This window comes from Acinetobacter thutiue (assembly GCF_030385805.1).
GTDB lineage: Bacteria > Pseudomonadota > Gammaproteobacteria > Pseudomonadales > Moraxellaceae > Acinetobacter > Acinetobacter corruptisaponis.
This window is the reverse complement of the sequence record NZ_JAUDZE010000008.1, coordinates 1-13133: the sequence shown is the minus strand read 5'-3', so window position 1 is coordinate 13133 and position 13133 is coordinate 1. Positions and strand designations below refer to the sequence as shown.

Sequence of the window (13133 nt, the reverse complement as noted above, 5' to 3'; positions counted from 1 at the left end):
TTTCACCACTGTACTGTAACATGAAAGCGTTGCTCGACTATCTTCCACTGATTATCTTCTTTTATTTTTATAAAACCACCGATCCCAAAGATAGTCACCATCCTTTACTGGAGCTTGTGGGCAGTGCAGGAAATACTGATCAAAACCACATTCTGGTTGCAACCTGTGCGCTACTGATCTCGACCCTTGTGGTCTATGGTTGCCTGTTCTTTTTCCAGAAGTTCAAACTGGAAAAAATGCAGTGGTTTATCGTTGTCATGTCAGTGGTTTTTGGTGGAATTACACTGGCATTCAGTGATGTGACCTATATCAAAATGAAAGCAGTCATTATCAATGTCGGGATTGGAATAGGTTTCCTGGTTACGCCCCTGTTTAACAAAGAACGCGAACCTATTATTAAAAAACTTTTGGGTTCGTTGCTTGAACTGACGCCAAAAGGCTGGATGCGTCTAAACTGGGCATGGTGTGGGCAGTTCTTCTTGTTGGCGTCACTGCATTTCTTCTTTGGCTTTGTGTTTATGCAGGGAAAATACTGGGGCGAATTCACCGCTTTCGGCGATATTATCGTTTCTATCAGTTACCTTGCTGTTATACTGATTTGCTTAAGAAAGCATTTTAAAGCCACTGACTAACCTGAATCATTTGAGCGACTGCTATGCCATATTTTGTGCTGACCTGTACTGATCACGAAGATACCTTGGAAAAACGTTTAGCAATTCGTCCCCAGCATGTAGAGCGTCTACAAAAGCTGGATGATGAGGGCCGCTTAATTGCTGCGGGTGCGCATCCAAAAGACCTGAATGATCCACAGGCTGGATTTTTAGGCAGCACCATCATTGTTGAGTTTGAGAGTCGTGAAGCACTGGATGCATGGATTCAGGAAGAGCCATTTTTAAAAGAAGGGATTTACGCAAAGATCGAAGTAAAACCTTTCAACAAAGCTTTTCCAAAAGGGTAAATCATGCAAGTTGCCGTTAAAAGCCTATTCGCTTTTTGTTTATTCAGCTCAAGCGTATGGGCCGTTGAACCCACATCTCCCCCACCCACAGCGGTACAACCGAAACCATCTGTTACAGCCACTGCTGCAAATACAACTGGTACGGCAGCAAAGCCTTTAACGGCTGAACAAATTGCCAAGGCAAAACAGCAACAGGAAGCAAAGGTAAAAGCCCTGATTCAGGATCAGGCCAGTCGCTTAAAACAACTTGAACATGCCAATCTTGAAGCGCTTGCCCAAAATCAGGAATTGCAGCTTAAGAACGATAACTTAACAGTTCAGGTGCAGGTTCTACAAAGTGAACGCAGTGCCCAAATGTTCCTTTATGGCGCGATGACCATTGCGGTTGGGGTAATTCTTGGCTTCTTTATTGCCAGCTATGTCTACACCAAACGCCGCCGTCAGTGGTAAAACACGATTTCTTTATTTATGTCTCAATCAGCAAAACTACAAACTGCCGAACTGGACTGGGAACTGGTCGATGGCATTGAAGTTCCCATTTCCAGACAATTTGGCGATGTCTATTTTTCCAAGGATAACGGTTTACTTGAAACTCGCCATGTCTTTTTAAATGGCAATGATTTAACTGAACGTCTGTCACAACTCAACGATTATCAATACTTTTGTGTGGGTGAAACAGGCTTTGGCACAGGCTTAAATATTCTGACCCTGTGGCAATTATGGCAACAGGTTCGTCCAGATAATCACAGCCATCTACATGCAATTAGTGTGGAAAAGTTTCCACTCAGCAAAGCAGACCTCATCCGTGCATTAAATGTCTGGACTGAACTCGAACCGCTTGCTGAAAAACTGATTGAGCAATATCCATTACCGATTGCAGGCTGCCATCGTCTTAACTTTCCAGAAGAACGTTTTAGTATTGATTTATGGCTGGGCGATGCACAGGATATTTTTCCCAGCATCCCTAAAACACAGGCAGTCAATGCGTGGTTTCTGGATGGATTTGCCCCGTCCTGTAATCCAGATATGTGGCAGGAAAATGTACTGAACCATATTGTGCGTTTATCAGAATTTGGGACAACATTTGCCTCATTTAGTGTTGCAGGTGTACTCAAACGTGGACTGAAACAGCATGGTATTCAAATCAGCCGTCCTCGTGGTTTTGGGCATAAACGGGAAATGCTCAAGGCGATTTGGCTAGATACCTCCCAAACTGAAACCCAGTCGCAAGATTCAGAAACAGCTATTGCAGCTCAACCAAAGTCCGAAACATCAAAGCAACGTCAAATCGCCATTATAGGCGCTGGAATCGCGGGTTTAAGCACGGCATGGGCATTTGCACAGCGTGGGCATCAAGTCACGATCTATGAGCAAAATGAGCCGCTCTCAGGTGCATCAGGTAATCCCCTTGCACTGCTTAATCCAAAACTCTGCCCAATTGAACAGGCGCATGAACATTTAATGACACTGAGTTGGCAACATGCCTTGAATTTTTATCCACAGTTCAAGGCATTTAAACCCATTCAGGTTCAACAGATTGCTTTAAAAAATGCGGATGAATTGTTAGGTCTGGTTGAGCAATATCCTGAAAATGTATTATCTGAAAATATAAAGCAGGCAGACAATTCTATTCCTCAGACTGAGTTTCCAAGCCTCACTTTACATCAGGCAGGTGCAATTTCCCCTCATCAGTTACGTGATGAAATTTTGCAGCATCCCAATATCATTTTAAAAATTGCAAAAATCTCTGCACTAAAACAAATAGAAAACCAGACTGAACTGTGGGAAGAGCAGCAACTCATCGTAACAGTAGACCATGTGATCGTGTGCTGTGCCAGACAAAGCGCTGAACTGTTTAAAAATTATCCAATATTAAAACCCATTCGTGGGCAGGTCAGTTGGGTCGAGAATACCAACCACCCTCTTTCATTGAACCAAGCCTATAGCTATGGTGGGTACTGCACACAATTGGATGCATCACATTTACTGTTGGGTGCATCCTTTTATCCAAATCGGGATGATGTTGAAGTGTTGCCAGCAGACCATGTGCATAACTATAAACTTATCCACAGTGTCTTTCCAGAATATGCACAAGGACTCCTTTCTGTAGATACTTGGCAAGGTCGGGCATCTGTTCGGGCACAGAGTTTGGATTACTTTCCATTGGTTGGGAAAATGCAAGATCATGAGGAAATCTACACCCTTGCAGGACTAGGTTCCAAGGGATTCATGTTTGCACCGCTGTGCAGTGAGATTTTGGCAGCCTTAATATTAGGTGAACTTTGTCCAGTTTCACAAAAGCTATTGGATAAGCTGAATCCGCAGAGATTTCAAAAGAAGAACAAAGTAAAAAAACCTTACGATATGCAATCACTTCTTAGAAAATAATGTTATATATCCCACAATGGCAATGATAACGATTCCACCAATAACCTTACCTAATGATGGGAAAATGATAGTTGGCCAAACCAGCCCACGCCCTAAGTTATAAGCAAATCCCTTATAATCATAATCTCCCCAGAAATTACCATAAATCGCAAATAATAGACCAATTACTAAATAGACAATAATTACAATATGAGAAGTTTTCATTTACTTATCCCCTGCCGCATAACTTGCCAACAAACCCAATATCCAAAACAAAAATAAAACTACAAAAAACCCTGGCCCCAAGAAAACAACTAGACAGATAAAGACAATTAAACCTGCGAGAAATCTCATCTTGTTCTCCTTAATCTTCAGCAATACATTGTTCAGAAGCTTTCATAACTTGATGCATAAAATCGTCTGGGGCATAGCCATATTCAGACATTCTTTCTAGTGTTTTTTCAGAATATTTTTCTTCTAGTTTTTTAAAAGTACATTCACAAATACTTTTAGGCGCTCCGCCTTGTCGGCACCCGCTAATAAAATCACGCTCTACCTTGCTTGAGCATGCACTACAGCACATCCCCACCACTGCTAATATTGCTATATGTTTTAGCACCATTCTTTTTATTTCCTTTACATAAAACTACTGTTATTAAACTAGTTACACTAAAAACTTTACTAATAGTTTACTAAACAACTAAACCATTAGTAAAGCTGTTAAACTCATAGTTAAGTTATTTCTTTATTCTTGGGAAATGACAAATGAAAAGATACGATTTGCCCAACGGCTTATTGAGGCAATGCAAGCACAAGGTTATGATCCTGAACCTGCCATTTTGGAAAGGGAATTTAACTTGCGCTATTTTGGCAAGCCAATGACCTTGCAAGGTGTGCGTAAATGGCTTATTGGAACATCTATTCCATCTACTGATAAAATCATGACATTAGCTAAGTGGCTAAAAATACCACCTGATGAACTTACTTTTGGTAAAGAAATTAAAATGGAGATTGAAGAAGCAAATCAGCATTGGCAGCATGAAATCGGTTTTAATGAGAGAGAAATTTTTGAAGCCTTTATCAATCTTCCTACCCCACAAAAGAAAATTGTAAGAGAAGTAATTGTGGCGTTTGCTAAAGCTTATACAACTCATCAAAAATAATATGAACTTGAAGTTTTATTTTGATAATAATCATGACAAAGGTCATAGAATTTAAAAAAGTTATTTTATTGTTGCTTGTATACTATTTCAAATCATCACGATATAACATTTGCTAAGGCCTACACCTTAGCAAATGTTAGCCTATTATTCTAAGCTCCCTGTTCTAAAGGCAAGCCCGCATCACGCGCTGCACGTGTACCTCCCATCAGTACCACATATTCACGAGAATCATCCAGACCATCCAGAAGCTCTGCCGCACGTGGTGCCTTACTACCACCACCACATAGAATATAAATCGGCTGATCCGCTGCAACCTGAGTCAAACTATCCGCAGTTAATTCAGCAATTGGACGATTGACCGCCCCTTTGACATGAGCCTCTGTATACGCATTGGTATCTCGGACATCCCAAATGACCGCGCCTTCTGGGAACTCAAATGTTGTAATTTCTTGTTTACGGATCATTGCGCACTCCTTTGATGTAAACAACACTTGGCAAATGAAGAAAACACCCTTAGCATCTCAAATATTCTTTCCCTTTGTAAAGGTCTAACCATGCCTTCTTTTGATATTGTTTCTGAATTAGAGTTATTTGAAGTCAATCATGCGGTGCAAAACACACAAAAGGAGATTGCCACACGTTTTGACTTTCGTGGGCAGGACGTTTCGATTGAACTCAATGAAAAAAACAAGGAAATCAAAATCTCGACTGAAAGTGATTTCCAGTGTGAGCAGGTCTATACCATGCTTGAAAACCACTTTTATAAACGCAAGATTGATGTACAAGCACTTGACCCACAAAAAGCCACTGCCTCTGGCAAGCATGTGGTGCAAGTGATCAAGCTCAAAGACGGACTTGACTCAGATACTGCAAAAAAAATTAATAAAGCCATTAAAGAAAGTGGCATCAAGGCGCAATCTTCTATCCAAGGGGACAAAATCCGTGTCACTGATAAAAAGCGTGATACCTTGCAACAAGTCATGAACTTTTTACGTGAACAGCAATTTGGTCTACCGCTTCAATTTAATAATTTCAAAGACTAAGCAATAGGTTCACTATGGCAAAAGATAACCGTCTTTATACGCTGGTTAAAACCACTTCTAAATTTCCAAAAGGTATTCGCAGTACCTTATGGAGCAAAGCCTTTGGACGAGTTGTTCCAATGGTGGGGACTGCAAACATTCGCTATTTGGAAGTCGATAAAGACCACGTTACCGTTCGCATTGAAAACCAACGTAATATGCAAAACCATATTAAGGGTGTCCATGCCGCAGCGATGGCCTTACTCGCTGAAACGGCAACGGGTTTCCTAACAGGTCTACATATTCCTGATGATCGTATCTTGTTGATCAAATCACTGCACGTAGACTATTTAAAGGTTGCACAGGGTGGTTTAACCGCGACCGCAACCTTATCTGCTGATCAACAGAAGTTCATTGCAGATAACGATAAAGGCGAGCTATTGATTCCTGTGACCGTGATTGACGATTCAGGCAACGAACCAATCCATTGCCAAATGCTTTGGGCTTGGTTGCCAAAACGCAAAAAGTAATTCTGAATCAACCATAATAAAGCCCAAATAAATTTGGGCTTTATTTTTTGGCTTAACCAGCAATAAATTCCTGCTTAATCTGTTCAGCAATCTGTCGCTTGTTTCCATTGACATCAACTGCAACAAAAGTAAAAACCCCTTCCGTTATCCTTACAGGTTCACGCGAATCATCATGACTGTTCCAGACCTCAATCTGCACCTGAACTGAGGTATTGCCCACCTTAAGAATTTTGGTGTAGCAACTAATCACATTCCCTACTTTTACTGGAACAAGAAAAGTCATCTGGTTAATCGCAATGGTTGCACAACGTCCTTTACTCAAACGTTCGACATGAATTGCACCAGCCAAATCCATCTGAGATACAATCCAGCCTCCAAAAACATCACCACTCCAATTAGTATCGGCTGGCATGGCAATATTTTGCAGGGATAAAGTCCCTTCTGGACGATTCAAGCGTTCCGTCATGTTAATTTCCTTGATGTTGCTGTAATTGCTGGTCTAGCCATTGTTGAAGCTCTGGTGCTCTTAATGCCCCACTGATTCTCGCCAACTCAGTGGTTTTATTCATTAACACCAACGTCGGAATGCTACGCACATTAAATGCGGCACTTAAACGGGGATTTGCTTCGGTATCAATCTTGGCAAAAAACACATAGGGATTTTGCTTTGCCACCTGGGCAAAATGGGGAGCCATCATCTTACAAGGTCCACACCACTCTGCCCATAAATCGATCAGCACAGGTAAATCAGTATTGGCAATAAAGTGACTAAAGTTTTGTTCATTGAGTTCAATTGGCTCCTGAGGCAACAATGGCTGATGACATTGCCCACAGTTTGGATGAACGGCTAATTTTTCTTCGGGTACACGATTTTTTGCACCACATGATGCACAGACAATCATCATTTACATCACTCCGATATGTTGATGTAAAAATTCTAATTGGGTTGTGACTGCTTTTTCAAACCATGAACCGTGATAAACCTCAAAATGTTTCATATCCCACTCATGATAAGTGACAAATGGTGCAATATTGGTCGCTGCCTCACGACTGGATGCAATTGGAATCAAACTATCTTTCTTGGCAGCAATAAATAACACGGGAATATTAATCTTACGCACAAACTGAATTGGACGGTAACGCATCAAGTTAAAGAATACACGGGCAGGAACTTCCCCACTCCAGTAATAATCAGGATTTACGATGGAATGATAACCATAGTAGCTATCAGAGGTGGGTAAAAAACACAGTTTATATTGATCAACCACGGGCAAAGTTTTAGGCACTAGCCCCATCTTTGATCCCATATAGTCCTGACTGGAACGTTTCAGAGCTTCTGGATAACGTTGCAATGGATAAAGTTTAGCTGTCTCAGCACCATCCACATAGGGCACCTGTACCATCACTGCCTGAATATTCTTAAGATCAGTCGCCAAACTTAAGGCATAGCCACCACTTAATGAAGTTCCCCACAAGATAATACGACGACTATCAATCAGTTTACAGTTTGATGCATATTGGATCATTGTTTTCCAATCATCCAGTTGCGAACTCAATGAAACCAGTTCACGCGGCTTACCTGTACTCCCTCCCCAATAACGATAGTCAAATAAGATAACCGCATAGCCCGCCTGGGCAAAACGTTGTGCATACTGAACCAGCTTGAATTGACGCAAACCAGCAAATCCATGCGCCATAAGAATGACGGCAGGTTTAATAGCAGCTTTGGGAAGATAGAAATCCGCAGCGATCGTTTCATCACCACTAGGAACATACAAAGGCTCAACTGTATAGGTGTGCATGCGCGCTCCATTGCGTTATCTTATAACTTATCATCGTTTATTTACTATAGACATTTAAACTCAAGATCAAGCTTAATGCTATGATAGAGCATAAAATGTTTTGTTTGTTTTTGGAGTGACAAGATGTCAGAGAATGTTGGTTTTGCAGGTCAAATTGGCCCTGAGCATATAGAACAAGTGGTTGAAAAAGGATTCAAATCGATAATTAATAATCGCCCTGATATGGAGGGTGGCCCTGAGCAACCAACCAGCGCACAGATTGAGGAATCAGCACGTAACGCAGGTTTGGATTATGTGTATCAACCAGTTGTTGCAGGTCAAATTACCGAACTGGATGTTCGCACATTTGCAAACCATTATAATGAATTACCAAAGCCAATCCTGATGTTCTGCCGAACAGGTAATCGCTCTAATAATTTATATCAGTTAGCAAAGCAAATGGATTTGTTGGAGGATTAAATACTAGAAAATCTACTATATAAAGCTAGGCTATTCAATAAATTCCAATAAAAAATAAAAAAAAACAGCACCGAAGTGCTGTTTTTTTATCCATATTATTTAATTACATGTTGTATCTATACCATAAGGGCTAGTATCAAAAGGTTGACCTGCTTCTGAATCAAAATCATCTTTCCGTGGTGATAATTGATAATACAGTGTAGATTCTAGATTTTGCACAGGTGTACTATTAATAGTAACATTTGCTGCTAGATTAAGTGCTTGCCAACCAGCATACTGTCTTAAATAACGAATACGGAAATCAAATTTACCTGAACTGTCTGTCGTATAAGTAACAATATTGGATGTACTACCCGTTGGTGAAATAAATGCTGTTGCAATTTGCGCTCTGGCAGGTAAATCTGCACCAAAACAGCTTGCTGTCGTTGTTTTAAAACGTGTAGGTTTATCATCTGCATCTTTGCCAGGTATATACATGCCTTTTAAGATACCCAATAAATTAATATTCATAGTTACTGAACGATTAGCGATTGCATTACCATCTTTATCGACAAACTGTGCAGACATATTTTCAATGTAATAGTTTTCATCATCCGACTTCTCCAATACTGCTGAACGACCAAAAGTTAAATGTCCAATCGGCTGTTCATCAACAGAAGCAGGAATTACATCTATTCTAAAGACGTTGCTGGTTACATTTGGCGTACTAATCACTTCTGCCGTAGAGAAACTCGCTGTCAAGTTCAAATCATCAGCAATAAATTGTGCTGCACTATATGTTTGATGACGTACTGTTTCATCAACTCTCACAGAGAAAGTTGCCTGACCTTTATCATCAGTTGTCTTACCAGATGCACCAACAATAACAGCACCATTATTAATAAAGTTATTGATATATAAAGTTACATATTTATCAGCAACCCCACCACCATTTTGGTCAAGTAAGGTAACAGTAACATCAGTAATATCATTACGCACACTCAATGCCGATTTTGATGAAGTCATGCGTAAACTATAACGTGGAGTCGTTGCTGTGTTTGGACTTTGAGCATTCAAACGAATAATTTGAGAAGTAATCGCACCAGTAACATCATCAGTCAATGTTGCTTCTAACTCAATACCACTTGCAATGAGTGCATCTTTTCCATCTTGCATCACACCTTTTGGAATAAGTAGTGTAAAGAATCCATTACCATTACTATCAGAAGTCACGGTATAGGTATCTACAATACCATTATCGCCCTCTTCCTCATTCACGATGCCAACACTTGCCCCAGTGGTACTATTGGTCTTTTTCACCTTTAAGGTGATTTCCCGATTAGCAGCAGCCGAACCACCAACCCTATTTGTCGCAGCAACAGTAATAATTGCCTTGTCTCCATCTACACTTAACCAGTCTTTAGATGAGTTAAGTGTTAAGACATAAGGATTTGTAGCAGTATCTGCAACAGTAAAGTTTAATGTCGTAGGAATTTCATTACCACGAGGGTCTTTAATCGTACCCGTCACCACGATAGAACCTAATGTAGCAGCACTCACGCCAACAGGGACAACTAAACTAACTGGAACATCACTACCACCTTGTACAACTACACTTGTTGTGGTTACATTTCCACTAAATCTCACGCCAGCATCAATCGCTGCCTGATTAAGATTTAAACGCATTGGTGTACCCGAAGCGGTATTAATCCCCATTTCATCTTTGACAGACGCATAGAGTGTTACCGTTTTCCCTTCTGATACTGTACTTACATCAGCTCTTAAACGAGGATTGAGTGCATTTGCTGGTGCAGTAATCCCGATAGAACTCGTCTGTTGTACCAAATCGCCTGAACGTGGGCTTGTACCGACCACTGCAAAAGTAATACCGTTTTTAATTAATTGGTTATCATAAGCACCTTCCGACACAATCACGGTAAATTCTGCTTCACCTTTACTATTGGTCATGGCTGGCACACCACTTAACGATGCCCGCCCAGAAACTAAAGAAGAAAGAGCAACCGAAATTGGGGTATTCGGAATAGCATTACCATCTATATCTCGTGCAACTACTTTCACACGAGTTTCACCACCCAATACCGATAATGTCGGATCAACTGGCGTAATGCTAAAGTTTACAAGTTCAGGAAGTACGACTGCTGGTTTAGATAGTTCGATTTTTCTCAGAACCGTAATATCAGTTTCAGCTCCTTTAACAGCCAATGTCAAACCATTTGCAACTAAATTTTCTAATTCAGTTGGATTTTTAGCTGTAATTTGAATTTGGAATGAAGCATTACCATTTGCATCTGTGGTCTTGGATGCCCCACCTACAATGCTTGCCCCATTTTGTAATGCAGCTTCATTTAAACCTAAGCCAACTTTTTGGTTCTTATAAACTTGACCATCACTACCTGTCGCCTTAACTGTAACATTTAATGTTACAGGTGTATTCACCGCCAAGGTCGCTAAACCTACCGTATCAATGACCAAAGACTCTAAAGTAACATCAGTAGTTGCTGATGGCTCTTTAAATTTTAAATCTAAAATTTGTGTTTTATCATTCGTAGATTTTGCTAATAATCGAATACCCGCTGGATTAAGTACCAAATCTTTCTGTTCTTGAGTATTGGCAAAAGTATATTGGAATTCAAACTCCGCAAACCCATTTTCGTCTGTCTGCTTAGTTGAACTACCTTTAGGGGTTAGCCCTAAATCTTGTAATTGCTGAGTTGTTAAACCTATACGAGTTAAAGAAATTGATTCGCCTTTAAGCGCACTATCACCTTCCCCAATCGCTTGCACGCTCACTTTAATCACTTGCGATTTTGTATAATCAAAACGCTGAGTCACTGGTTCAAAAGCTAAATATCTAACTGCTTCTTCAGAAACAGCTTCATCTTCTACAGCAATCTCAATACTATTACTTACACTATTATCTGTAGTAAATGTCGCTTTAATACCTGCTGCAACCAAAGCTTCAACTGCTTTTGTCGTTTGTGCATTGGTTCTTAATGTAAAAGTAACAAAACCATTCACATCGACATCTTGCGTTTTTGCACCATCAAGAGTCACACCATTTGATTGAGCTTCTGCATTTAATGCAATCGACACTTTACCCGTTGTTGCACCCAAGCCTCTAAAGTTAATCGCTTTAACACGAATGGTAACATCATCATTTTTCGCATTGACTTTATAAGAAGAGGCAATCTCCAGACGTTGAATTGCTTCCTGATTATCAACGGTTTCATCAGCAGTAACCACTTGAACGGTTGCATTACCTTTAATATTTGGGCTGCTTTCGGTAGTTGCAGTGAGGTTAATACCAAGCTGTACCAAAGCAAGCGGATATTGTGTCGCATTACTGCTTAGGGTAAATTCTGCATAACCACTTGAGTTAGTAGTTTTTTCTGCTGCATCTAGTGTAACGCCATAAGATGCCGCAACAGCTTCTACCGCCAGTTTTACTTTGGTATTCGCTAAAATATCACCATTACTATTTTTAGCAAAAACTCGAATCTTTGCCGTACCAGCTTTCGCAGCAATCGAAGTATCTGGCGTAATCACTTCTAAGACATTAACCGTCTTAGAAATATCATTAAAGGTTAAAGCAGCCGTTGCCTGTCTTTCAGCTCTATGCTCATCAATCAACTTAAACGTTAATGTCTGCGAAGTTGCAACAATCTGCGCAATTTCTGCGGTTGTTAAATCTGCATTTGCAGTAATTTTAAAAGTTGCCTTACCCTCGGCATCTGTACTGATTGATGAACCTGATGCAATCACAAATTTACCTTGCATCTCTGCTGGTAAAGTAAGTTGAACGGTTTGTCCAGGTTTTACCCCTCCATTCGTGTCAGTGACTTGCACAGCAATATCAGCAGAACCTTTTGGCAAATTTAATACCGTACCTTGAGCAACACTCAAATTATAGTCACTTGTAATGGTGCTTGCTTTCTGAATATTGAGTGTATATGGAATCGAAATGGTCGTCCCATCAACAACTGCCGTTAATTGTACCTTTCCAGTTGCAGCTTGTAGTGCAGGAATATCTAATGTAAATGTTGCAATCCCATTTTCATCGGATGTTACTTTTGAGCTTGTACTTTCTACACCAATTTTGTCAGCATCGGTAATACTTAAACGAATATCTTTACCTGCAATGCCACCTTTATCAGCATTAAGTACTTTGATAGCTACTTTAACCTGACTATTGTCCTGAGCGGTTTGTAAGGTTTTACCCTCAGCATCTTGTAAAGTTACAGTCAGACTTTGAGCAACTTTTGTAGTATCCGTCTCAGATTGATTCCCTCCTGTATTATTTCCATTATTATTGTTGGATGAGTTGTTGTTATTTCCATAATAGCCACCACCACCACCTCCACATGCAACAAGAGCAAGAGAAGTTGCCAATACCGTAGTATTCACCCCAATTTTCTTTAAATTTTTCAAATACGCCATATCAGTAATATCCATCTTATTTAATATAATAGCCTTACAATAGACTTAAGACTTTTGTACAAAAATTTACTCGAAATAATATATTTTATCAATTCGTAATACCACTTTTATCGTCAAAGAAAGTGAACTATTTGGCAAAAAAATATTTAAATTTTTTGTTATTTATATTGCAAAAATATTGTTCAATAAATACTAGGACAAGGAAACTTTGATTTTATAATTCTCATTCCTGCTTGATTTTAAGATAAATACTTGAGTTAAAATAGAAATAAAAAAACCTCCCAACATTGGTTGGGAGGTTTTCAATTTAAAAGCTGGCGATGACTTACTCTCACATGGCAAACGCCACACTACCATCAGCGCGGGGAGGTTTCACTTCTGAGTTCGGGAAGGGA

The 13133-nt window shown here is 40.0% G+C and carries 15 protein-coding genes and 1 rRNA gene; 8 read left to right on the top strand and 8 right to left on the bottom strand.

Translation table 11 applies throughout. The annotated features are described in order from the left end of the window. The first annotated feature begins 20 nt into the window (after positions 1 to 20). The 4 genes from QTA56_RS14110 to mnmC are packed head-to-tail and all read left to right on the top strand — an operon-like array spanning position 21 to position 3346. Positions 21 to 632 (top strand): septation protein IspZ, encoded by a 612-nt coding sequence (locus tag QTA56_RS14110; RefSeq protein ID WP_267981645.1) that lies wholly within the window; start codon positions 21 to 23, stop codon positions 630 to 632. 23 nt (positions 633 to 655) lie between these two features. Then, a complete protein-coding gene (locus QTA56_RS14105) occupies positions 656 to 958 on the top strand; it encodes a YciI family protein (RefSeq protein WP_267981644.1) in 303 nt (100 codons plus the stop codon). Between the two features lie 3 nt (positions 959 to 961). After that, positions 962 to 1408 carry an SH3 domain-containing protein gene (locus QTA56_RS14100; protein WP_267981643.1) on the top strand — a complete coding sequence of 149 codons (447 nt, stop codon included), beginning with the start codon at positions 962 to 964 and terminating at the stop codon, positions 1406 to 1408. A gap of 18 nt (positions 1409 to 1426) precedes the next feature. Further along, a complete protein-coding gene (gene mnmC, locus QTA56_RS14095; RefSeq protein ID WP_267981642.1) occupies positions 1427 to 3346 on the top strand; it encodes a bifunctional tRNA (5-methylaminomethyl-2-thiouridine)(34)-methyltransferase MnmC2/FAD-dependent 5-carboxymethylaminomethyl-2-thiouridine(34) oxidoreductase MnmC1 in 1920 nt (639 codons plus the stop codon). On the opposite strand, the gene QTA56_RS14090 is transcribed toward mnmC, so the two are convergent. Both QTA56_RS14090 and QTA56_RS14085 read right to left on the bottom strand, forming a co-directional pair. Next, the gene (locus QTA56_RS14090) at positions 3329 to 3550 is read right to left on the bottom strand and encodes a hypothetical protein (RefSeq protein ID WP_267981641.1); all 222 of its coding nucleotides are present in this window, start codon (positions 3548 to 3550) and stop codon (positions 3329 to 3331) included. The two genes, mnmC and QTA56_RS14090, sit on opposite strands and share 18 nt — an antisense overlap. A 139-nt stretch (positions 3551 to 3689) precedes the next feature. Beyond that, complete coding sequence (locus QTA56_RS14085) at positions 3690 to 3947, bottom strand: hypothetical protein (RefSeq protein WP_004906502.1); 258 nt, start codon at positions 3945 to 3947, stop codon at positions 3690 to 3692. A 136-nt stretch (positions 3948 to 4083) separates the two neighbouring features. Here QTA56_RS14085 and QTA56_RS14080 point away from each other — a divergent pair, with 136 nt between their 5' ends. Further along, on the top strand, positions 4084 to 4488 hold the full coding sequence (locus QTA56_RS14080; RefSeq protein ID WP_267981640.1) for an XRE family transcriptional regulator: 405 nt from the start codon (positions 4084 to 4086) through the stop codon (positions 4486 to 4488). Between the two features lie 149 nt (positions 4489 to 4637). Here QTA56_RS14080 and QTA56_RS14075 read toward each other — a convergent pair whose 3' ends face one another. Beyond that, entirely contained in the window at positions 4638 to 4952 is a 315-nt protein-coding gene (locus QTA56_RS14075; protein WP_267981639.1) for a rhodanese-like domain-containing protein, read from the bottom strand. Between the two features lie 90 nt (positions 4953 to 5042). Here QTA56_RS14075 and QTA56_RS14070 point away from each other — a divergent pair, with 90 nt between their 5' ends. Beyond that, positions 5043 to 5531, top strand: a complete 489-nt coding sequence (locus QTA56_RS14070) for a YajQ family cyclic di-GMP-binding protein (RefSeq protein WP_267981638.1) — start codon at positions 5043 to 5045, stop codon at positions 5529 to 5531. A 14-nt stretch (positions 5532 to 5545) separates the two neighbouring features. After that, positions 5546 to 6040, top strand: a complete 495-nt coding sequence (locus QTA56_RS14065) for a DUF4442 domain-containing protein (RefSeq protein WP_267981637.1) — start codon at positions 5546 to 5548, stop codon at positions 6038 to 6040. A gap of 52 nt (positions 6041 to 6092) precedes the next feature. Here QTA56_RS14065 and QTA56_RS14060 read toward each other — a convergent pair whose 3' ends face one another. Genes QTA56_RS14060 through QTA56_RS14050 form a run of 3 tightly spaced genes read right to left on the bottom strand, consistent with a single transcriptional unit; the run spans position 6093 to position 7842 of the window. After that, positions 6093 to 6506, bottom strand: coding sequence for an acyl-CoA thioesterase (locus tag QTA56_RS14060; RefSeq protein ID WP_267981636.1), 414 nt, complete (start codon positions 6504 to 6506; stop codon positions 6093 to 6095). Between the two features lies 1 nt (position 6507). Next, positions 6508 to 6945 carry a thioredoxin TrxC gene (gene trxC / locus QTA56_RS14055; RefSeq protein WP_267981635.1) on the bottom strand — a complete coding sequence of 146 codons (438 nt, stop codon included), beginning with the start codon at positions 6943 to 6945 and terminating at the stop codon, positions 6508 to 6510. Continuing rightward, a complete protein-coding gene (locus QTA56_RS14050) occupies positions 6946 to 7842 on the bottom strand; it encodes an alpha/beta hydrolase (RefSeq protein ID WP_267981634.1) in 897 nt (298 codons plus the stop codon). Positions 7843 to 7965: 123 nt separating this feature from the next. On the opposite strand from QTA56_RS14050, the gene QTA56_RS14045 reads away from it, so the two are divergent. Beyond that, positions 7966 to 8301, top strand: a complete 336-nt coding sequence (locus QTA56_RS14045; RefSeq protein WP_267981633.1) for a protein tyrosine phosphatase family protein — start codon at positions 7966 to 7968, stop codon at positions 8299 to 8301. A gap of 99 nt (positions 8302 to 8400) precedes the next feature. Here QTA56_RS14045 and QTA56_RS14040 read toward each other — a convergent pair whose 3' ends face one another. Both QTA56_RS14040 and rrf read right to left on the bottom strand, forming a co-directional pair. After that, positions 8401 to 12738, bottom strand: a complete 4338-nt coding sequence (locus QTA56_RS14040; protein ID WP_267981632.1) for a hypothetical protein — start codon at positions 12736 to 12738, stop codon at positions 8401 to 8403. Between the two features lie 312 nt (positions 12739 to 13050). Further along, a 5S ribosomal RNA gene (gene rrf / locus QTA56_RS18340) occupies positions 13051 to 13133 on the bottom strand; the annotation flags it as partial.

Coding starts and splice junctions, on each gene's coding strand:
- QTA56_RS14110 (WP_267981645.1), top strand. CDS start 21: ATGAAAGCGTTGCTCGACTATCTTCCACTGATTATCTTCTTTTATTTT.
- QTA56_RS14105 (WP_267981644.1), top strand. CDS start 656: ATGCCATATTTTGTGCTGACCTGTACTGATCACGAAGATACCTTGGAA.
- QTA56_RS14100 (WP_267981643.1), top strand. CDS start 962: ATGCAAGTTGCCGTTAAAAGCCTATTCGCTTTTTGTTTATTCAGCTCA.
- mnmC (WP_267981642.1), top strand. CDS start 1,427: ATGTCTCAATCAGCAAAACTACAAACTGCCGAACTGGACTGGGAACTG.
- QTA56_RS14090 (WP_267981641.1), bottom strand. CDS start 3,550: ATGAAAACTTCTCATATTGTAATTATTGTCTATTTAGTAATTGGTCTA.
- QTA56_RS14085 (WP_004906502.1), bottom strand. CDS start 3,947: ATGGTGCTAAAACATATAGCAATATTAGCAGTGGTGGGGATGTGCTGT.
- QTA56_RS14080 (WP_267981640.1), top strand. CDS start 4,084: ATGACAAATGAAAAGATACGATTTGCCCAACGGCTTATTGAGGCAATG.
- QTA56_RS14075 (WP_267981639.1), bottom strand. CDS start 4,952: ATGATCCGTAAACAAGAAATTACAACATTTGAGTTCCCAGAAGGCGCG.
- QTA56_RS14070 (WP_267981638.1), top strand. CDS start 5,043: ATGCCTTCTTTTGATATTGTTTCTGAATTAGAGTTATTTGAAGTCAAT.
- QTA56_RS14065 (WP_267981637.1), top strand. CDS start 5,546: ATGGCAAAAGATAACCGTCTTTATACGCTGGTTAAAACCACTTCTAAA.
- QTA56_RS14060 (WP_267981636.1), bottom strand. CDS start 6,506: ATGACGGAACGCTTGAATCGTCCAGAAGGGACTTTATCCCTGCAAAAT.
- trxC (WP_267981635.1), bottom strand. CDS start 6,945: ATGATGATTGTCTGTGCATCATGTGGTGCAAAAAATCGTGTACCCGAA.
- QTA56_RS14050 (WP_267981634.1), bottom strand. CDS start 7,842: ATGCACACCTATACAGTTGAGCCTTTGTATGTTCCTAGTGGTGATGAA.
- QTA56_RS14045 (WP_267981633.1), top strand. CDS start 7,966: ATGTCAGAGAATGTTGGTTTTGCAGGTCAAATTGGCCCTGAGCATATA.
- QTA56_RS14040 (WP_267981632.1), bottom strand. CDS start 12,738: ATGGCGTATTTGAAAAATTTAAAGAAAATTGGGGTGAATACTACGGTA.